This is a genomic window from Lelliottia sp. SL45 (assembly GCF_026672535.1).
In the GTDB taxonomy this organism is placed as follows: domain Bacteria; phylum Pseudomonadota; class Gammaproteobacteria; order Enterobacterales; family Enterobacteriaceae; genus Enterobacter; species Enterobacter nimipressuralis.
In genome coordinates, this window is sequence record NZ_JAPPRH010000003.1 from 1,004,203 (window position 1) to 1,024,979 (window position 20,777).

A 20,777-nucleotide genomic window follows, 5' to 3' on the forward strand; every position below is an offset into this window, starting at 1 on the left:
TTCGCAGGCAGGAAAGATGATGAAAAAAATGATTATGGCTGGCGCGTTGCTGGCATTAACGGGATGTGTGCAGGTCGATAATTATCAGGACGTGATTAAGCATCCTGTTCCCTCAGATCTGGCGGGCTACTGGCAGACCAAAGGGCCGCAGAGCAAAATGGTGAGTCCTGAAGCGATCGCCACGCTGGTAGTGACAGAGCAGGGCGATACCCTGGATTGCCGACAGTGGCAGCGCGTGATTGCGGTGCCGGGTAAAATCATGCTGCGTTCAGATGATTATTACAACGTCACCAGCAAGCTGGATATCTATCCACTCGAACGCGATGGCAACACGCTGGAATATGATGGAATGGAGTTGCAGCGCGTCGACCGTCCAACGGTGGAGTGCGCAGATTACCTGACCAAAAATCCGCTTGAGAGCCAGGTGAAGTGAGTGTTTGCCGGGTAAGCGAGAGCGCCACCCGGCAAACCATCCCCGTTACAGCACATCCTCCATCACCCAGATACTTACGCTGCCGCCATTGCAGGTGAATGTCCCTTCGCCCTCGGCGCTGGTGGTGATCGTCTCTTCGCGATTGCCGAGGAAATCTTTCCAGTTCTTGTTGCCGTAATTATCCCCAAGATTAATCACTTTTTCGCCGTCGTCTCCGTTGGAGAGCACCACGACGCAGCCTGGATCCTCATCCGTCCCGCTGCGGCTGAATGCAATGCAGTTAGGATGATCGAACCACAATGTCTGCACGCCGTGGGCGAAACGCTGGCGGGCCAGGATCAGCTCGTGAAGCTGTTCGATTACCGGCATGTCGATGTGGTAGGTTTCGCCGTCGCCGCCGGTGTCGTCGTAGCTCGCCCCGAACAGATCCGGATAGAACACGCTCGGTACGCCGTTTTCGCGCAATAAAATCAGCGCGTAGGCCAGCGGTTTAAACCAGGCTTCGACCGGCGCTTCCAGGGCCTGCAACGGCTGAGTGTCATGGTTGGCCACAAGCGTGACGGCATGGAACGGGTCGGCTTCAACCAGCGTGCCGGTGAAGATCTGGCTCATGTCATAGTCGCGGCCCTGGCGGGACGCTTCGTGGAATTTCATTTGCAGCGGGGCGTCGAACAGCATGGTTTTGCCCTCCACCTGATCGATATAGTGCTGCAGTTTGTCGACTTCGTGGGACCAGTATTCGGCCACGATAAACAGCGGTTTGGGGGCCACTTCCTGGACGTGTTCGATCCACTCTTTATAGAACCAGGCCGGAATGTGCTTCACCGCGTCGAGACGAAAACCGTCGCATTGGGTTTGCTCCATCACCCAGCGCGCCCAGTATTTTATCTCTTCCGTCACGGCGTGATTGCGGAAATCGATGTTTTCGCCCATCAGATAATCGAAATTCCCCATCTCATCATCGACCTGATCGTTCCAGCCTTCGCCGGTGTAATCATTGACGATCTTAAAGATGCTGTCCTCGTTGGGGTTTTCGATATGGTCGATACCGCTGAAGCATTTGTAGTCCCAGATAAACTCGGAATACTGCCCGGCGCGAACGGGGAAGGTGTAGCGGGTCCAGGCTTCGCATTCGATGATCTCATCGTCAATCTGGGTGCGATCCTGCTCGTTCACACGCTGCACGCGGATTGGCTCTTTCTCATCCGCGCCCATTTTGTGGTTCACCACCACGTCCAGCAGCACCGCGATCTCATTGCTTTTTAAGGCATTGATGGCTTCGAGTAGCTGGGCTTTATCACCGTATTTGGTGGCGATGGACCCTTTCTGGTCAAACTCACCGAGATCGAAAAGATCGTAAGAGTCGTATCCGACGGAATACCCGCCCGATGCGCCTTTGTAAGCCGGAGGCAGCCAAATCATGTTGATGCCGATCTCGTTGAGATTGGGCGCCAGTGCAGTGACTTCCTGCCACAGCTCACCGCCTGTGGGGTAATACCAGTGAAAACATTGTAATAGAGTGGGGTTTTTCATCTTCCGTGCTCCAGAATGAGGACACAGAGAGTATGGTCGAGAAGAAAAGAATTAGCGGGTGAAATACGAAATTTCATTCACCCGCCAGGGCCACCGTCAATCTAGAGATCGTTGGGGAAAAGGATATTGCCTGATAGACGTCCATAGGTCGCATTAAGATTATGTTGTCGGGAGGTTTGCCCAACCAGAGCTTTTAACTCTTCCATACGCTGATGCAATAACGCTTTGAGTTCCACCTCATTGCTGAGGATCTGTTTCAGAATAGGGCGAATTTGTGCCTGAAGCTGGGGCGCAATTTCGCTTGCATCCTGGTAACGGGTAAGTTTTTCTACGGCCGAAAGGTAATCGACTTCATAAGCAATAAGTTCATCCCAACGCCCAGATTTTGTCAGCACCAGCATCGCGGTGCTGGTGGCTAACAACTGCTGATAATGCTGGAGCAACCCGAGATTGGCATCCATTAGTAATTGTCCCGCACGTTTTGAGAATGTGGGCCTATCTCTTTCCAGGCGTCAGCGATGTTATTCAGTAACTCCACCACTTCATTGATGGCATTAATGTCATTATGAAGATTGCCCTGTAAAAGGCGCCTTGTCATATAGTCGTAAAGACTATCAAGGTTTGTCGCCAGTTCTCCGCCAACTTCATGGTTGATCCCGGACTGCAAACCGTTACTGATAATATTAATTGCTTTGCTCAGCGCCTGCCCTTTACCGGGAATATCCCCTTGCTCAATCAGTATCATGGCTTTTTTCATGGCGCTTAACGCGCCATCAAAAAGGAGTACCACTAACTGATGCGGGCTGGCGCTCAGGACGGCGCTCTCCACGCCAACCTGGGCATATGCCTGAATCCCCGATTTTGTATACATGGTAAAACCTCAACTCATCATTGATTAACTGTTCATGGCGTTGAACTGTTGAGTCAGATAGCTACCGGTGGAATCCATCTGAGAAACAAGCTGGCTCAAGCTGGTAAATTGCGTTTTATAACGTGCCATGGTGGCGGTAATTTGGTCGTTGACGCGATCGTATTGATCCGAAAGCTGTTTCAACGTTTTGTTAATGCCGTCGGTGGCGTTTTTAACGGAACCGTCGGTACCTAAGATACTTTTCAGCAAGTTGCTGGTTTCGGTCGCGAAGCCCGTTGTCTTGCCATCACCCGACAGGAACGAAATCACATCGGCCGATTTCTCGGTGAGCGCTTTATTCAGCTTGGTGCTATCAACGGTCAATTTACCGGTGATGTCCTGCGTAATCCCCAGCTGAGACAGAGTGGCTAAATCGCCGCTACCCTGAGGCGCAGAGAGTTTTGAACGCAGCTGAGTCTGAATACTGCGCAGCGTACCATCGCCCAACAGATCGCCGTTGCTGGTGTCCTGCGCGCCATTACCCTGATCAACCTTGGTATATTTCGTCTGGTTACCAATGGTGGTTTGCAGCGAGTTATACGCGTCCACAAAGGCCTGAACCGCGTCGAGCATCGGCTGGTTATCTTTCACCACCGTCAGCGTTTCTGGGCTGCCTTTATTGGTTTTGGTCAGGTTCAGCGTTACGCCTTCTGGCGCATCGGTAATGGTGTTGCTGCTACGGGTAATTTCAATCCCGTTAATTTTTACGACCGCATCGGAAGCCGCAACCTGCTCGGTCATGACATTGCTTGATCCTGCCGGATCGTAGCTCACGTATTTAGCCAGTTCAGCGTCATCCGTGGTGACGGTCATTTTATTCGTCGTGCCGCTATCACGAGACGTCAGTGCCAGATAATAGCTGTTGTCGTCTGCTTTAATAATACTGGCGGTCACGCTGCCCTGTTTGGCGTTAATCGCGTCACGCACATCAGAAAGGCTGGTTTTATCGCTAGCCAGTGTGACGGTCAGCGGATCTTTTTGGCCCGGCTGAGTGATCGTGATCGTGCGCGAACTCATGCTGCTGTCGCCAAGATCGGTATCTTTGCTGGCCACTTTCGGGCTGAGCAAAGATTGTGAAGCGGCTAAAGAACTGACTTCAACTGAATAGGTGCCCGCTGTTGCGCTAGTGGAAAGCGTGGCGCTAAATGCCGAGTTGGTGGTGGACACCTTTGCCTGAGCAATAGCCGAGGTATTTTTTAACGCGTCAGAGGCCGTTTGTAATTTGGTTAACGAAGCCTGAACCACGTTCCACGCAGTGAGTTTTGCTTTATAAGAGGTTTGCTGCGTAGTAATCGGTGTCAGTTTGGTCTGCTCAGCAGTCTGTAAATTGTCATACAACGTACTGAGTCCCAGATTGGTACCTGCGCCGAGCGAACTGATACTTGCCATAACACTTCATCCTTTATTGAGACAATCACTGGATGGTCTATCGGCAGAAACGCAAAAAAGATTAGCGTTAATTTAAAAAAACAATGCGCAAATAAAGGAGGCAAATAATGGGTAGTTTGCGCCTTTAAAAAAATGATCTTTTTTCTAAAGGTTGAGAAAGCGGTGTCGATAATCACATTGACGGCGAGAAAGCCGTAGGCAGACGCCTAAATCTGACAACTAATTCAAAGGAATACACTATGGCTGTTATTAATACTAACACCCTTTCTCTGATGACTCAGAACAACCTGAGCAAATCCCAGTCATCTCTGGGCACCGCCATTGAGCGTCTGTCCTCCGGCCTGCGTATCAACAGCGCAAAAGACGATGCTGCGGGTCAGGCGATTGCTAACCGTTTCACCTCTAACATCAACGGTCTGGGTGTTGCTGCACGTAACGCCAACGACGGTATCTCTCTGGCACAGACCGCTGAAGGCGCGCTGGGCGAGATCAACAACAACTTGCAGCGTATCCGTGACCTGACCGTTCAGGCGCAGAACAGCTCTAACTCTGCATCTGACATCGACTCCATCCAGGCTGAAGTTAACCAGCGTATGGAAGAAATCAACCGCGTTACCACGCAGACCGACTTCAACGGCATCAAAGTGCTGAACACCGGTACTGGTTCAAGCAGCTACAGCTTCCAGGTAGGTTCTAAAGATAACGAAACTATCGCTATCAACCTGACCAGCTCTGACAGCTTCAACCTGTACAACGCCACTGGCGCAACCTTTGATACCTCTGGTCAGACAATTAACGGTACAGCACGTACCACCAAGGCTGAAGGCTTTGACGTGCTGAGCGGTACAGTGAACTCTACCGGTGGCGTAGATGGCGGCCCACTGGCAGACATCGATGCGGCAATCAAATCTGTTGATAACCAGCGCAGCCTGCTGGGTGCGTCTCAGAACCGTTTCGAGTCCACCATCACCAACCTGAACAACACCGTAAACAACCTGTCTGCAGCGCGCAGCCGTATTCAGGATTCTGATTACGCAACGGAAGTGTCCAACATGTCTCGTTCGCAGATCCTGCAACAGGCTGGCTCTTCTGTTCTGGCCCAGGCCAACCAGGTTCCGCAGACCATGCTGTCCCTGCTGCGTTAATACCCTTATTGATGCAAAAAAAGCGCCGCTTGTCGGCGCTTTTTTCTTTTTAGAATCAAATCAAAAACAATAAATAGTTTTAAAACCTAAAGTTTAAAAATGTGGTGTCGATAATCTTTATACAGGCGATGAAGCCGTTGGCACTATGCCAAGCACATGACTCAATTTTGAAGGATACTTACCATGGCTGTGATTAATACCAACACCCTTTCTCTGATGACTCAAAACAACCTGAGCAAATCACAGTCTTCTTTAGGGACTGCGATTGAGCGTCTGTCTTCTGGTCTGCGCATCAACAGCGCAAAAGACGATGCTGCAGGTCAGGCGATTGCTAACCGTTTCACCTCTAACATCAACGGTCTGGGTGTTGCTGCACGTAACGCCAACGACGGTATCTCTCTGGCACAGACCGCTGAAGGCGCGCTGGGCGAGATCAACAACAACAACTTGCAGCGTATCCGTGACCTGACCGTTCAGGCGCAGAACAGCTCTAACTCTGCATCTGACATCGACTCCATCCAGGCTGAAGTTAACCAGCGTATGGAAGAAATCAACCGCGTTACCACGCAGACCGACTTCAACGGCATCAAAGTGCTGAACACCGGTACCGGTTCTAGCAGCTACAGCTTCCAGGTGGGTTCTAAAGATAACGAAACTATCGCTATCAACCTGACCAGCTCTGACAGCTTCAACCTGTACAACGCCACTGGCGCAACCTTTGATACCTCTGGTCAGACAATTAACGGAACGGCGCGTACCACTAAAGCTGAAGGCTTTGACGTGCTGAGCGGCACTGTTGATGCTTCCGGTGCGGTAGATGGTAGCCCGCTGGCAGACATCGATGCGGCAATCAAATCTGTTGATAACCAGCGCAGCCTGCTGGGTGCATCTCAGAACCGTTTCGAGTCTACCATCACCAACCTGAACAACACCGTAAACAACCTGTCCGCTGCACGCAGCCGTATTCAGGATTCTGATTACGCAACGGAAGTGTCCAACATGTCTCGTGCGCAGATCCTGCAACAGGCTGGCTCTTCTGTTCTGGCCCAGGCCAACCAGGTTCCGCAGACCATGCTGTCTCTGCTGCGTTAATACCCTTATTGATGCAAAAAAAGCGCCGCTTGTCGGCGCTTTTTTCTTTTAGAATCAATCAACAAGCATTAAATATTTTTAAAATCTCTAAAGTTTAAAAACCTGTTGTCGATAATGTTTATGTAGGCGATGAAGCCACTGGCGGCATGCCAAACCCATGACTCACTTTGAAGGATACTTACCATGGCTGTGATTAATACTAACACCCTGTCGCTGACGACTCAGAACAACCTGAGCAAATCTCAGTCTTCTCTGGGTACCGCAATCGAGCGTCTGTCTTCTGGTCTGCGCATCAACAGCGCAAAAGACGATGCCGCTGGTCAGGCAATCGCGAACCGTTTCACCTCTAACATCAACGGTCTGGGTGTTGCTGCACGTAACGCCAACGACGGTATCTCCCTGGCGCAGACCGCTGAAGGCGCGCTGGGCGAAATCAACAACAACTTGCAGCGTATCCGTGACCTGACCGTTCAGGCACAGAACAGCTCTAACTCTGCATCTGACATCGACTCCATCCAGGCTGAAGTTAACCAGCGTATGGAAGAAGTTAACCGTGTTACTCAGCAGACCGACTTCAACGGCATCAAAGTGCTGAATACCGGTACCGGTTCAAGCAGCTACAGCTTCCAGGTTGGCTCTAAAGATAACGAAACTATCGCTATCACCCTGAGCAGCTCTGACAGCTACAACCTGTTCAGCACCGCAGGCGCGACTGGCGCAACTGGCGGCATGGTGAACGGCAATGCCCGTACCACTTCTGCTGAAGGTTTCGACGTACTGAGCGGTACCGTCACTTCTGGTGGTACTACCGATGGCAGCCCACTGGCAGACATTGATGCGGCAATCAAATCTGTTGATAACCAGCGCAGCCTGCTGGGTGCGTCTCAGAACCGTTTCGAGTCCACCATCACCAACCTGAACAACACCGTAAACAACCTGTCTGCAGCGCGCAGCCGTATTCAGGATTCTGATTACGCAACGGAAGTGTCCAACATGTCTCGTTCGCAGATCCTGCAACAGGCTGGCTCTTCTGTTCTGGCTCAGGCCAACCAGGTTCCGCAGACCATGCTGTCCCTGCTGCGTTAATTTTCAGACGCGATTCAAAGGCATCTTCGGATGCCTTTTTTTTTGCAATCGAAAGAGATAGCCGCTTTTCTGCCAGCTGTTTTTCGCCTCACATTCCCTCCGGTCACGCACAATAACCTGTTTTCATTTCTGTCTTCTGAACGTTGTGACGTGCAGGCATAAAAAGGAACCAGGATGCAAAGTTACTTACTCAGTGTTGATAAATTCGACGCTTATACCCCCTATACCGTTGAGGTTCTCGACCTGGTCGATTTCTGGTTGTCACAAGGCGCTCGAATTGATCTGTGCACACAATCCGCCGGCAAGGCAATGAAGAGCAAGCTCGATGAGCTGAACACGACAGGGCGTTTTCGTGTCATTACCGAAGACGAGGGTGACATTGATCCGGCTTATGACAGAATCATTATCTGGCGCGGCTTCTTTAGCCAGAAGCTGATGGCCGGGCTGCAGGCGCAGCGTCTGAGCGGCCCGCTGGTCTTCCGCCATTTCAGCGATTATAACGATCTCTATATTCCCTACGGTGTGCAGCTTGAGAATGAGTTGGCCTCTCTGACCTTGGGCCTCTCCGAATTGACCTGCGAACAGCTCAAACTGACCGGGATCCTTGAAGATCAGCTGGCGCTAATGCCCTGGCTCGTTCCCGCACGTTTTATTGACTACCCGAGCGCAACGCGCCCGCCCGAATTAAAACAGGCCTTGTACGTGGCGCCTGAAATGACTGCAGAGGTGTATGAACTTCAGCAGAAGGCAGCGGAGAAGGGCATCACGCTGCACTGGCTGGATGAGAAACAGCAGCTAAACCTCGTTGAACCCGAGTGGTTATCGCAGTATGACGCGGTTATTGGCAACGAGTCTTTGGCTACCAAAACGCTGGCACTGGGTATCCCGCTCTTCTTGGCCGTTAATGGCTATGTGGATGATTACCTTAACGCCGATAACATGGCCGCGCATGAGCATAACCATTTTAGCGGTATGTCACTGCGCAACTGCCCGGACAGTGAAGAATGGCTGTCACTGCTTCAAACGGGCTATCCGTCAGCGGCACGCTGGGCGCGAGACAACCGCGCGCAATGTGCGCAAAAGTGGGGCGTTGAAGCGGTGATGGGGCGCATTTTTGCACAGCCCCTGGCCGTAAAATCACCCGTATTAGATGAAAAATCATCTTATGCCCTGACCTTGCACAGAAAAGCTCTCCTCGCGCATCAGTCACTGAAATACTCTATCAGCCGCTGGCTGGAAGACCGGAAAATCAGCCCGGCCCGCCGGGAAGCGCTTTTGGCTATATCCGGTGATGTTCCGGCAGCTGCACGTCTCGGCGTGGTGGTGATTTCACGCGATGGGGATGCACAGGCCTGCGAGCGGACCATGGCCTCTCTGTCAGCGCAATCTCTTCCGGCCTTGAGTGTGGATGTCATTGATGAGGCGGAAGGCCTGAATTCACTGTTGAGTGAGCGAGACGCCGACGCACTGCTGGTGATCCCCGCCGGTTTTACTCTGATTGACGATGCGCTGCTGCACTTTGCGGCCCATCGCGTTAAAAACCAGACTGCGTTAGCCCTCTATTGCGATGAGATGATGGTCTCGCCCAATGAAGAGCCGCGCCTGACGCTTCGTCCGGGCACCAATATCGATCTTTTGCGGGCAACGCCTTATACAGGGCAAACCTGGCTTATCAACCGCGAGGCCGCGCTGCAGGTGGGCGGAATTCAGGGGCGTTTTAAGGAGATGGCGCTGATTGATCTTGTCTGGCGCTTTGTTGAAGCGGCGGGACCGGGTGCAATTGACAGGGTGGCTGAAGTCCTGGTTTCAACGGATCGGTTGCCTAAAACGTGGCAAAACGCTGCGGGAGTCATGGCTGAGCACAAGCAGATTGTCACAGAGCATCTTGCGCGTCTGGGCATTGCAGCCACCGTTGAGGAGGGGGAGACTTCCGTTGCGCGCATTCGCTATCAGTGGGTGGAGAAGCCACTGATCTCGGTAATCATCCCGACGCGCGACCACGTAGCCTTGCTGCGTCGGTGCATTGAAAGCCTGATGGAGAAAACCCGCTACGCGCATTATGAACTGCTAATTGTCGACAATCAGTCTGTGGACGCGGATGCGTGCGATTTCCTCCAGCAGCTTGAACGGCTGGGTCTCGATCAAGTTCGGATTCTGCGTCACGATGCGCCGTTTAACTTTGCACAAATCAACAATCTGGCTTCGCAGTATGCACGCGGCGAGATCCTGGTTTTCCTCAATAACGACTGTGAAATTATTGATGGCGACTGGCTGGATGCCATGGTTGAACATGCCCTGCGCCCGGAAATCGCGATGGTCGGCGCGCGTCTGGAATATGCGGATGGTCGCGTGCAGCACGGGGGGTATCTCGCCGGTGTTCAGCAGGGGGTTGGGGTCGCTTTTGAGGGCGCTGAAGGTGATAGCGCTGGTTTTGAAAATTACCTTAAAACGCCGCACAACCTGAGTGCCGTGAGCGCCTCCTGCATGATGGTGAGAAAAGAGGTGTTCTTCGCGCTCAATGGCTTCACAGAAGAGAAATTCCCGCTCTATTTTGCGGACGTGGATCTCTGTTTACGCGCGCAGTCTCTGGGATATCTTAATGTCTGGACGCCTTATGCCCGAGTCAAACATATGGGTGGGGCCACCCGTTTACTCAGCCAGAAGTTCCACGTTCAGGAGCGCCCGTTAGGAGGCGATTACGCAAGGCTCAATCAGGAGTGGGGTCAACGATTACTGGCCGATCCGTCGTACCATCCGCTGCTGCAAAAATCAGGAGTACCTTTCACCCTGAGTGAGAGCACGGCACGTTTCCACGAACCGCTGCCGGGTCGTCCATTACCTGTGGTGCTCGCGCATCATATTAACTGGCAGGGTAATGGACACCATCGCGTGTTACAGCCGTTCAAGGCCATGGAACGTCATACGCTGCTCGAAGGGGGGCTGATAAATTCCGTACCTGGGCTAATGGAAGTGGCGCAACTCCAGCCGGATGTTGTGCTGCTCGAGCTTCCTACGGGAAGTCGTTTCCCGGATGTGATGCAGCAGATGCGCAGTCTCTCTGGTGCGAAAATCGTCGTTGAATACGATGATTACCTCCTGAACCTGCCAATGAAAAATGGCAATAACAGCAAGTTCCCGCAGCACATGGTCAAGAGCCTGCGCAAAATAATGGACAATGCCGACTGGGTTGTGGTGTCGACGGAACCGCTGGCAGAAGCGTATAGCCGTTTCCACTCTGATATTCGTATTGCGCAAAACCGTCTGGCGCCAGACCAGTGGGGACATTTGCAAAGTCAGCGCGGCACTGGCAAGAAGATCCGCGTAGGCTGGGCGGGAGGAAGCTCGCATGCGGGCGATCTGGAGATCCTGTTGCCGATCATAAAAGCGCTGGAGAATGAGGTGGAGTGGGTGTTTATGGGCATGAAACCTAAACATGTCCGCTGTGAGTTCCACCCCGGCGTGCCATTCGAAATGTATCCAGAAAAACTGGCGAGCCTGAATCTGGATTTGGCACTGGTGCCTCTTGAAGTGAACCACTTCAATGAGTGTAAGAGCAACCTGAGGCTTCTGGAGATTGGTACCTGCGGCGTACCCATTATTGCCACTGATCTAGTGCCGTATCGCTGCGGTCTGCCCGTGACGCTGGTAGAAAACCGCTTTAAAAACTGGATGAGCGCGATTCGGGCGCACATCAATGATGCGCAGTACCTTGCCTCCCAGGGCGATGCACTGCGTGAAGCTATTCATCGTGACTGGTATCTGCGTGGTCAGGGGCTTGATGACTGGCGTGAAGCCTGGCTGAGGGATCGGAAGTAACAAAAAAGGCACCCGTGAGGGTGCCTTTTGTTTAAGCGTCAGGGTAGCCAGTCACCCACAAACGTTTCCAAATCATCTCGCCACAGCATTCCCTTGCGTCGAACCTGATCCCTTAACCCATCTCCGGCATTCTCGCGAGCCTGCGGGTCCTCCAGGTAGGCTGAGATCGCCTCAAGCCAGGCATTCGTGGTGTTTTTCACGCGAGTGACAAGATACTCATTTCGCATACTGACATTATCACTGCAAATGACCGGATAACCGCATGCGCCGAACTCCAGCAAACGAATGACGCTGCGATGGCGGTTGTACTGATTATCCGCTAGCGGTTCAAGAACCAGATCAAGATTCAAGGACGCCAGCTTTTGCGGGTAGTGTTCCACATTCACGGCTGCGTGATGTTCAGAAACATGAGATCTCAGCGACGGCGGGCAGTATCCCATCAGAACCCATTCCACCCGGTCGGACAATTGCACGATGACTTTATGAATGATTTCAAGATCCGCACTATTTTCGCCATCGCATACCCAGCCAACGCGTGGCTTGTGACCATATCTGCGTTCAATCACCAGATTCCCCCACTGTGCAGACGATACACGAGGCTCGATGAAACGAACGTCGTGATGCCACGATGCACAGGTTTCTGCCAGCATTGCTGAACTGACAATCAGGCGATCCGTATGACGCAAAGTTGCCTGCAGGGCCGCCGTGATTTCCGCAGGCAACGTGTCGCGCAGGAGGGATTTTGCCGGCAGGGCAGGCAGATAATTGTCCAGCGTAAAGACGGTGAACTGAGATGTCGCTTTACGCAGGCGCGCCAGCCATTCCTGCGCTGCGGGTGTGATCGTTTCCTGCAAGATCAGACTTGCAGGGGAGATGCGCGCCATTTCACCGATAGAAGGCGGAACGAAGGGGAGCAACGTCTCGGCGATGGCTTCATCGTGGAGTGACGTCAGCCGATCGAGGAAGTGTCGCTGGTGATGATGCGTCCGATCGGCGGTGATCGCAAGGAGTGTCGGCAGTGGATTCCAGTGCAAGGGTTTCCAGGTTCCCGGCGCATCGACCTGCAGCTGAAAACCGGTGTTATTCAGGGATAAATTAGGGTTGTAAGCCGGATCGTTGGCAATCACCGGTAGCCATTTCTGATACATGGCATCTTGCTCACCCGTAAATCGCTGACGCTTTTTCTCCTGAGTCGCTTTGTCGACGGATTTCTGGCTGACACTGCCCTCATGCATCACGATGGAGTAGGGTGTCCAGACGGTCAGATAGCCCGCTTCACGCACCTTCAGACAGAAATCAACATCGTTGTAGGAGACGCGGAACTGATCCTCGTCCAATCCACCGACCTGCTCGTAAACCGATTTTCGCACCAGAAGGCAGGCGGCTGTGACCACGTTGTAGTTTTGATCGCAGTGCAAACGGTTCATATAACCGGATTTTTCGCTGCTGCTGTCAATAAACGGATGGTCCGCCGGGCCGCGCAACCCCATTACCACGCCCGCATGCTGAATATTCCCGGTTGGATATAACAATTTAGCGCCGGTAATGCCCACTTCTGGGCGTAATCCATGATTGAGCAGATGGTCCAGCCAGTTATTCTCAATTACCCCGGTGTCGTTATTCAGCAATACCAGATACTCACCACGCGCCTCACGAGCGGCCATGTTGTTGATTGCGGAGTAGTTAAACGGATGCGGGTAACGTAAAACACGAATACGCTGTGGATCAATAGTGGAAATACCGTTGAGCCATTCAAGCGCTTCGGGCGTCTCGCTGTTGTTATCGACGATCAGCACTTCATAATTCGGATATCGCGTTTTTTCCAAAAGCGTAGTGACGCAGTGAACCAGCACCGGTAATTGATCTTTGGTTGGGATAATAATAGAGACCAGCGGCTGCTGGTCGTGATGATAACGTAATGCGTAAATGCCTGGTCGCGGGGATTCTACCTCCCCCTGAGAATAACCGCGTTGAATAAGATGATGACGCAGTATATTTTTTTCTTCCTCAACAGCGACGTTGAGCTGGCTATGAGCCACGACCAAAGGTTCAGGAATATGTCCCGCAAACTGAATCCCTTTTTGCTCGATCAGGCGCACGATATAGTCAAATTGCCATGCCTGACGGTACGTCTTATTAAAGCCACCGAGGGAGAGTAGCGTGGTGCGTTTAAAGATCCAGTGGCGCGCCATTTCAGAGGGGTTGCTGAGCAGCAAATCGAGGTTAAAGTCCGGGCGCAGGGTGGTACTGGTGATTCGGCTGCCGTCGAAATTCACTTCATCGCAATAGACAGCATCACAGCCTGAAGCCCCCTCAAGGGCCAAATCGAAGGATAACAATCCGCTGGCCAGCAGCTGTTCGCCTGCGTCAAGCACCATAACCCAGTCGTGTGGGCTGGTGTCGAGATAATCATTGATACGGGCAACGGTGTTAAACACGGTTGCGTCTATGGCTGTCGCCGGGAAGCGGCTTTGAGAAACCATATTGCCGACCACAACAGGGTGGACTGTCAGCCCAAAACCCTGCCAGGCTGCCACGCTTTCCAGGGTCCGATCCAGAGCATCGGCTCTTTCCGTGTCACGGATCAAGATACAAAGTGACTGGCTAACCGCTCGTGATGCCTGGTAAGTGGAGGCCAGTTCTCTGTGCTGCGGAAGTAACGTTCTGCTCTCAAGCCACTGAGCAATTTGCGTGCTCTGGTAATCCAGCGCGCTGTTATGCATCGCCTGGCGTAGTGCCTGCACAAGATTCACCTGATGCCACTCTTCAGGCGAGGATGTCGCGGCAATCAAAACGTGCTGATTCTCCTCTTTCGACCCCTTGTACCACCCCAGTTTTTTAATGAGCTGCGGCATCAAGGAATACGTTCTGGCGACCTGTTCCTGCTGTGATTTTGCCATCTGGCTGGTTTGGCCCGCCGAAATTCTAAATGAGGAAAGAGGTTCGCTGATAAAGGCAAGATCGCCTTTGCGGAATAGTTTGATCATCAATGCGACATCGGCAAAATAGGGCATCTCTTCATGATCGATATTAAATAACTGGTCGCCTAAGGCCAGAAGATCGTCGCGATAACAGAGGAAAACACTCGGCTCACCAATAAAATTAACCTGGTAATCGCAGAGGAAAGAGATGAGGTCATTTCCGTTGAGGAGCGTATCACCACCGAAAGGGAATGCCGTTGCAACAATGTCAGGTAAGATATTTCCAGACTCATCAATACGCGTACGGCGTGAAGAGGCTAAGGTAATACCTGGATTGTCTTCTAAGGCTTTGACTAAGCGTGAGATGCAATTTTTGGCAATAATGTCATCGTCATAAAGGAATTTAATGTATTTTCCTTTAGCATGGCTCAAACAATGCAAAACATTACCGGTTTCCAGTAAGCGGCTAGCATTCTTATGATAAATGACGGGGACGTCGAAAGCGCGGCTAAACTGTTCGCAGTTCACGCGTATGGCGTCGCTATCACTGTCGTCGCAGACGATGATTTCAGTATTTGGCCAGTCTTGATCAATGGCGCTCTGAAGGGCCTCTGCGAAAAAATCAGGCTTGTAGGCTGGGATAAGAATGCTGACTAACTCATGCTGAGACATAATATTTCCAGTGGTTATTATCTTATTCTTCGAATGTCATATTCTCAGATTCTATTTGGACGCGAATATAATGCTTGTGACCTTGAGAATCTTTGAAGAAGGCATTTTTAAGGTTGCCATGGGTTAGGGCACGCAATAAATCAATATGCTCCTGGAGCGTTCCTGTTGCCTTCAAATCCAGCTCACAGCAGGCCTTGAAATCCGCAATGCTATTGTAATTACCTTCCGTTTTTGCAGGCGTCGTTGCGTAATCACCCAATACGAGATTGACGAGGTGATTCGCCAGCAAGACTTTTTCCTGGGCAATAACTTTTCGATAAACGTCTAATGAGGTGTTGCTTTCCTCAACCTTGACTGGTGACTGATAAATAATCGCACCATGATCGACTTCCTGATCCATTAAATGGATAGTCACTCCTGCAGGAAGTTTATTCATGATTGAGAAAACCTGTGGGAACCAGCCGCGATTATGAGGATTAAAACCGGGATGAACATTGATACACCGGATGAGAGTCACCAGCCGTTCCGGAAAAATTTGTTTGCAGTGAAGGCTAAACACGAGTTCAGCCGTAGCAATAATCTCAATCACAGTTTCTTCGTTGCGAAGATCGCAAGGTGTGGCACCAAGAGCCTCCATCCCTGCTGGCTGCGGATTTTTGGCTGAGTAATGAAGTTTGACCGGAATCTGCTGCAATGCAGGAGTGGTGTTCATAACCTCAAGAAAGTATTGAGATAATTCAGGGTTGTCAGAGATAACGAGGACCGCAGACGGAGGCAATGGGGTACGATTTCCGATCATGTTGAATCTCAGCTGATGAGAAAAATTTTGCAGATCAACGCGTTCAACCAGGCGTTTTAACCATACCGGTTGATTGATTTGCTGTGGGCTTGTCAGAGATTTTGCTCATTTTAGCGATGCTGTGCCGCTCTCCATGACGGAAACAGCAGGGCGTTTTGGAGTCTTTTTACCCTATTGGACCTTTTGGACGGGTAATTAGAATACAAATTGGCGTGTGTTCAAACGATCGTTCCTGTTGCCGCCTTATAAGATATTCATTTCATGACTTATATGCGACGCCAGAAATGAACAACAAAATATTTGTGACAAGTCCTCTGCTGCCTCCCCTGGAGGAGTTCATACCCTACCTGGAAAAAATGTGGTCCAGCAGAACGCTCACAAATGGAGGGAGTTTCCACCAGGAGCTGGAGACATCCCTGGCGAGTTATCTCGGCGTTAAGTATGTCAGTTTGTTTTCCAATGGTACGCTGGCTTTATTGACTGCGCTGCAGGCATTACGCGTGACGGGCGAGGTGATAACCACACCCTATTCCTTCGTGGCTACGTCGCACACACTATTATGGAATGGGCTCACGCCCGTTTTCGCCGATATCGATCCTTTAACATTTAACATTGACCCGGATAAAATAGAGGCGCTGATCACACCTCAGACCACGGCTATTTTACCGGTTCATTGTTACGGTATTCCCTGTGAGGTCGATAAAATTCAGCAAATCGCGGATATTTATGGCCTTAGAGTCATTTATGACGCAGCGCATGCTTTTGGTGTTAAAAATAGTGACGGAAGTGTGCTGAATAACGGCGATTTATCCGTGCTGAGTTTCCATGCGACGAAAGTGTTTAACACCTTTGAAGGCGGGGCGATCATCTCCCACGATTTGAAAACAAAACAACGCATTGATTATCTTAAAAACTTTGGGTTTGCAGGTGAAACCAAAGTGGTTGCACCGGGCATTAACGCCAAAATGAGCGAAGTGAATGCCGCCTTTGGTCTGCTTCAGTTAAAGCATATTGACCGCGCCCTGCTGGCAAGAGAGCAAATTTATCAGCGCTATATGCGTGAGTTGCCATCGGCACCCGGTCTGTCCTGCTATGAATTTACCGGGGAGTATGAGTGGAACTACGCGTACTTCCCGCTGCTGGTGGAAGAAGCATTTCCACTCACTCGTGACGAACTCTATGAAATGCTTAAGGAAGAGGATATTTATGCGAGACGCTATTTTTATCCTCTAATAAGTTCTTTCTCAATGTACCGTCATTTACCGTCGGCAGGGCCTGACGAATTGCCGGTGGCAAATCAAATTGCGGAAAAAATCCTGTGCTTGCCGATCTTCCCCGATCTCACTGACGAAGAGCAGGGGAGAATTATTGCGGCACTGCAACGTATAAGTCGGTCTAAATGTTCTGACGATGTAAACGAAAAAAATGTTAACCTGGGTGAATTAGCAATTAATGCTTAACAATTCAGGCGGTTGACTAAATTATACGCGTCATATTTTGCACCAGCCTTCGTCCAGGGCGCGGCCTGGCTCAAAAGCGGAATATGACGCGGCAAAGTGAATAAACCCATTTGTCTAAATAACCCCTCATTTCACCCACTATTCATCCGATTAAAACCCCTCCAGAATCGGATAATAATGCCGATAACTCAATTAACGCAGGGCTGTTTATCGTGAATTCACTCTATACCGCTGAAGGTGTAATGGATAAACACTCGCTGTGGCAGCGTTATGTCCCGCTGGTGCGTCACGAAGCATTGCGCCTCCAGGTGCGATTGCCGGCGAGTGTGGAACTGGACGACCTGCTACAGGCGGGCGGAATCGGGTTACTGAATGCAGTAGACCGATACGACGCTCTGCAAGGAACGGCATTTACGACTTACGCAGTACAGCGTATTCGTGGTGCGATGCTGGACGAACTGCGCAGCCGTGACTGGGTGCCGCGAAGTGTTCGCCGCAATGCCCGCGAAGTGGCACATGCTATCGGACAGCTTGAGCAGGAACTGGGACGCAACGCGACGGAAACCGAAGTGGCGGAGCGGCTTGGCATTGCTGTGGCTGATTATCGCCAGATGTTGCTTGATACCAATAACAGCCAGCTCTTCTCTTATGATGAGTGGCGTGAAGAGCATGGCGATAGCATCGAGCTGGTGACTGATGAAAATCAGAATGAAAACCCGTTACACCATTTACTGGAAAGTAATTTACGCCATCGCGTAATGGAAGCTATTGAAGCTTTACCGGAACGCGAACAGCTGGTGTTAACCCTTTATTACCAGGAAGAGCTGAATCTGAAGGAGATCGGCGCGGTTCTGGAAGTGGGGGAGTCTCGGGTGAGCCAATTGCATAGCCAGGCCATTAAACGCTTACGAACCAAACTGGGTAAGTTATAGGCGATGTATCGCCCGAAAAGTGCCGCACAACGTATTGACAACCAGGAGTTATCATGACGGTGCAGCAATCTAAAAGACGGCCTTTAAGCCGCTACCTAAAAGACTTTAAACACAGTCAGACGCATTGCGCCCATTGCAATAAGTTACTTGACCGTATCACGCTGGTACGTCGCGGCGAAATCGTGAATAAGATCGCGATATCACGCCTCGACACCCTGATGGATGAATCCGCGTGGCAGGAAGAGCAGCAGGAGTGGGTGGCCCTATGTCGGTTCTGTGGCGATCTGCATTGCAAAGAGCAAAGCGACTTTTTTGACATCATCGGCTTTAAACAATTCCTGTTTGAGCAAACCGAGATGAGCCACGGAACCGTGCGCGAATACGTGGTTCGTCTGCGTCGTCTGGGCCAGCATCTGACGGTGCAAAACATCTCCCGCGATCTGCTAAAAACCGGCTATCTGGATGAAAATCTAGAGCCGTGGCTGCCGGCTACCAGCACCAACAACTACCGCATCGCCCTGCGTAAGTACGCGCAATATAAAGCGCAAATGCCAGGTGTGATTAAGCAGAAAGTCTACGCCGGGACAACTTCTGATATATATTAAAATTGAATAAGATGTAGCGGACTCGTGTTTGACGTTATAAACGAAATCCCTACACTACTCAAAAAACCACTATATCGGGGTAACTATGAAATTAGCACTTCTGGGTCGTCAGGCACTGATGGGCGTCATGGCTGTGGCGCTGGTCGCAGGGATGAGCGTGAAAACGTTCGCCGCTGAAAATCTGCTGAATAAAGTGAAAGAGCGCGGCACGCTGCTGGTGGGACTGGAAGGGACGTATCCGCCGTTCAGCTTCCAGGGTGATGATGGCAAACTGACCGGTTTTGAAGTTGAGTTTGCTGAAGAGCTGGCGAAGCATCTGGGCGTGAAAGCGTCCCTGAAGCCGACCAAATGGGACGGTATGCTGGCGTCGCTGGACTCCAAACGTATCGACGTGGTCATCAACCAGGTCACCATCTCTGATGAGCGTAAGAAGAAGTATGATTTCTCTACGCCGTACACCGTCTCCGGGATTCAGGCGCTGGTGAAGAAAGGCAACGAAGGCACGATTAAATCAGCCGCCGATCTGAAAGGCAAAAAAGTGGGCGTCGGTCTGGGCACCAACTATGAAGAGTGGCTGCGCCAGAACGTACAGGGCGTGGATATTCGCACCTATGATGATGACCCGACCAAATACCAGGATCTACGCGTTGGCCGTATCGATGCCATTCTGGTTGACCGTCTGGCCGCGCTGGATCTGGTGAAGAAAACCAACGATACCCTGGCCGTAGCCGGTGACGCGTTCTCGCGTCAGGAAGCCGGTGTGGCGATCCGCAAAGGTAACGAGGACCTGGTGAAAGCTGTCGACGGTGCTATTGCCGAGATGCAGAAAGACGGCAGCCTCAAGGCGCTCTCCGAGAAGTGGTTCGGGGCAGACGTCACCAAATAAGTCTTTCCCTGAAAAAAAAGGCGCTTTTAAAAGCGCCTTTTTCATTTCTGGCACTTCAGCGTGCATAATAAAAATAATAAACAAAAACAGCGTCACCGGAGGATCCATGTCACTGCAAAATTTAACGCGTTTTCCGCGCCTCGAGTTTATCGGCGCGCCAACGCCACTGGAGTACTTACCGCGTTTTTCTGACTATTTAGGGCGCGATATCTTTATTAAACGTGACGACGTGACCCCTATGGCGATGGGCGGGAACAAGCTGCGTAAGCTGGAGTTTCTCGCGGCGGATGCGCTGCGTGAGGGAGCGGATACTCTGATCACCGCCGGTGCCATTCAGTCTAACCACGTGCGCCAGACGGCGGCAGTGGCGGCGAAACTGGGGCTGAACTGCGTGGCGTTGCTGGAAAATCCCATCGGGACGCGGGCGGAAAACTATCTCACGAACGGCAACCGTCTGCTGCTGGATCTGTTCAACGTGCAGATCGAAATGTGCGATGCATTAACGGATCCGGCGGCTCAGCTGGAAGAACTGGCAACCCGCGTCGAAGCGCAGGGTTTTCGTCCGTATGTGATCCCGGTCGGCGGGTCGAATGCCCTGGGTGCGCTGGGCTATGTGGAAAGCGCGCTGGAAATTGCCCAGCAGTGCGAAGGGGCGGTGAGCCTCTCCTCTGTGGTGGTAGCATCCGGTAGCGCCGGGACGCATGCCGGGCTGGCGGTCGGGCTGGAGCAGCTCATGCCGGATGTCGAACTTATCGGGGTGACCGTCTCCCGCAGCATCGCGGATCAGAAGCCGAAAGTCGTCACCCTACAGCAGGCAGTTGCGCATCAGCTCGACGTGCAGGCGAAAGCCGATATTTTGCTGTGGGATGACTATTTTGCGCCTGGCTATGGCACGCCAAACGAAGAAGGGCTGGAAGCGATAAAACTGCTGGCGCGTCTGGAAGGCATCCTGTTAGATCCGGTTTACACGGGTAAAGTGATGGCCGGGCTTATCGACGGCATTACCCAGAAGCGCTTTAAGGATGAAGGGCCGATTCTGTTTGTCCATACCGGCGGAGCGCCCGCGCTGTTTGCTTATCATCCTCACGTTTGAATCAC

At 51.6% G+C, this 20,777-nt stretch carries 16 protein-coding genes; 10 read left to right on the forward strand and 6 right to left on the reverse strand.

All coding sequences use genetic code 11. The features are described 5' to 3' along the window. Window positions 1-19 precede the first annotated feature (19 nt). Window positions 20-433: a lipoprotein YedD gene (gene yedD, locus OVA10_RS10685; protein WP_123427523.1), complete on the forward strand. Its 414-nt coding sequence runs from the start codon at window positions 20-22 to the stop codon at window positions 431-433. A 45-nt stretch (window positions 434-478) separates the two neighbouring features. Here yedD and amyA read toward each other — a convergent pair whose 3' ends face one another. The 4 genes from amyA to fliD all read right to left on the reverse strand — a co-directional run bounded on the left by amyA (window position 479) and on the right by fliD (window position 4,265). Beyond that, the gene (gene amyA / locus OVA10_RS10690; RefSeq protein WP_123427525.1) at window positions 479-1,966 is read right to left on the reverse strand and encodes an alpha-amylase; all 1,488 of its coding nucleotides are present in this window, start codon (window positions 1,964-1,966) and stop codon (window positions 479-481) included. A gap of 101 nt (window positions 1,967-2,067) precedes the next feature. Continuing rightward, window positions 2,068-2,427: a flagella biosynthesis regulatory protein FliT gene (fliT, locus tag OVA10_RS10695; protein ID WP_102104022.1), complete on the reverse strand. Its 360-nt coding sequence runs from the start codon at window positions 2,425-2,427 to the stop codon at window positions 2,068-2,070. Further along, window positions 2,427-2,837 (reverse strand): flagellar export chaperone FliS, encoded by a 411-nt coding sequence (fliS, locus tag OVA10_RS10700; RefSeq protein ID WP_268195896.1) that lies wholly within the window; start codon window positions 2,835-2,837, stop codon window positions 2,427-2,429. The genes fliT and fliS overlap by 1 nt, the downstream gene beginning before the upstream one ends. A gap of 24 nt (window positions 2,838-2,861) precedes the next feature. Then, complete coding sequence (fliD, locus tag OVA10_RS10705) at window positions 2,862-4,265, reverse strand: flagellar filament capping protein FliD (RefSeq protein WP_123427527.1); 1,404 nt, start codon at window positions 4,263-4,265, stop codon at window positions 2,862-2,864. A gap of 239 nt (window positions 4,266-4,504) precedes the next feature. Here fliD and OVA10_RS10710 point away from each other — a divergent pair, with 239 nt between their 5' ends. The 4 genes from OVA10_RS10710 (at window position 4,505) to OVA10_RS10725 (ending at window position 11,404) form a co-directional block, all read left to right on the forward strand. Further along, window positions 4,505-5,410 carry a flagellin N-terminal helical domain-containing protein gene (locus OVA10_RS10710; RefSeq protein WP_102104019.1) on the forward strand — a complete coding sequence of 302 codons (906 nt, stop codon included), beginning with the start codon at window positions 4,505-4,507 and terminating at the stop codon, window positions 5,408-5,410. Between the two features lie 183 nt (window positions 5,411-5,593). Then, on the forward strand, window positions 5,594-6,502 hold the full coding sequence (locus OVA10_RS10715; protein WP_268195897.1) for a flagellin N-terminal helical domain-containing protein: 909 nt from the start codon (window positions 5,594-5,596) through the stop codon (window positions 6,500-6,502). A 183-nt stretch (window positions 6,503-6,685) separates the two neighbouring features. Beyond that, window positions 6,686-7,588 (forward strand): flagellin N-terminal helical domain-containing protein, encoded by a 903-nt coding sequence (locus tag OVA10_RS10720; RefSeq protein ID WP_102104017.1) that lies wholly within the window; start codon window positions 6,686-6,688, stop codon window positions 7,586-7,588. Between the two features lie 174 nt (window positions 7,589-7,762). Continuing rightward, window positions 7,763-11,404, forward strand: coding sequence for a glycosyltransferase (locus tag OVA10_RS10725; RefSeq protein WP_268195898.1), 3,642 nt, complete (start codon window positions 7,763-7,765; stop codon window positions 11,402-11,404). A 38-nt stretch (window positions 11,405-11,442) separates the two neighbouring features. On the opposite strand, the gene OVA10_RS10730 is transcribed toward OVA10_RS10725, so the two are convergent. Both OVA10_RS10730 and OVA10_RS10735 read right to left on the reverse strand, forming a co-directional pair. Continuing rightward, window positions 11,443-14,997 carry a glycosyltransferase gene (locus OVA10_RS10730; RefSeq protein ID WP_268195899.1) on the reverse strand — a complete coding sequence of 1,185 codons (3,555 nt, stop codon included), beginning with the start codon at window positions 14,995-14,997 and terminating at the stop codon, window positions 11,443-11,445. A 22-nt stretch (window positions 14,998-15,019) separates the two neighbouring features. Continuing rightward, window positions 15,020-15,796, reverse strand: a complete 777-nt coding sequence (locus OVA10_RS10735; RefSeq protein ID WP_268195900.1) for a dTDP-4-amino-4,6-dideoxyglucose formyltransferase — start codon at window positions 15,794-15,796, stop codon at window positions 15,020-15,022. A gap of 284 nt (window positions 15,797-16,080) precedes the next feature. Here OVA10_RS10735 and OVA10_RS10740 point away from each other — a divergent pair, with 284 nt between their 5' ends. From OVA10_RS10740 to dcyD, 5 genes are all read left to right on the forward strand, one after another. Next, window positions 16,081-17,256, forward strand: coding sequence for a DegT/DnrJ/EryC1/StrS family aminotransferase (locus OVA10_RS10740; protein WP_181826519.1), 1,176 nt, complete (start codon window positions 16,081-16,083; stop codon window positions 17,254-17,256). Window positions 17,257-17,468: 212 nt separating this feature from the next. Further along, complete coding sequence (fliA, locus tag OVA10_RS10745) at window positions 17,469-18,188, forward strand: RNA polymerase sigma factor FliA (protein ID WP_100779721.1); 720 nt, start codon at window positions 17,469-17,471, stop codon at window positions 18,186-18,188. A 53-nt stretch (window positions 18,189-18,241) separates the two neighbouring features. Beyond that, window positions 18,242-18,793, forward strand: a complete 552-nt coding sequence (gene fliZ, locus OVA10_RS10750) for a flagella biosynthesis regulatory protein FliZ (RefSeq protein WP_100779722.1) — start codon at window positions 18,242-18,244, stop codon at window positions 18,791-18,793. 85 nt (window positions 18,794-18,878) lie between these two features. After that, window positions 18,879-19,679: a cystine ABC transporter substrate-binding protein gene (gene tcyJ, locus OVA10_RS10755; protein WP_100779723.1), complete on the forward strand. Its 801-nt coding sequence runs from the start codon at window positions 18,879-18,881 to the stop codon at window positions 19,677-19,679. Between the two features lie 106 nt (window positions 19,680-19,785). Continuing rightward, the gene (gene dcyD / locus OVA10_RS10760) at window positions 19,786-20,772 is read left to right on the forward strand and encodes a D-cysteine desulfhydrase (protein WP_268195901.1); all 987 of its coding nucleotides are present in this window, start codon (window positions 19,786-19,788) and stop codon (window positions 20,770-20,772) included. Window positions 20,773-20,777 lie beyond the last annotated feature (5 nt).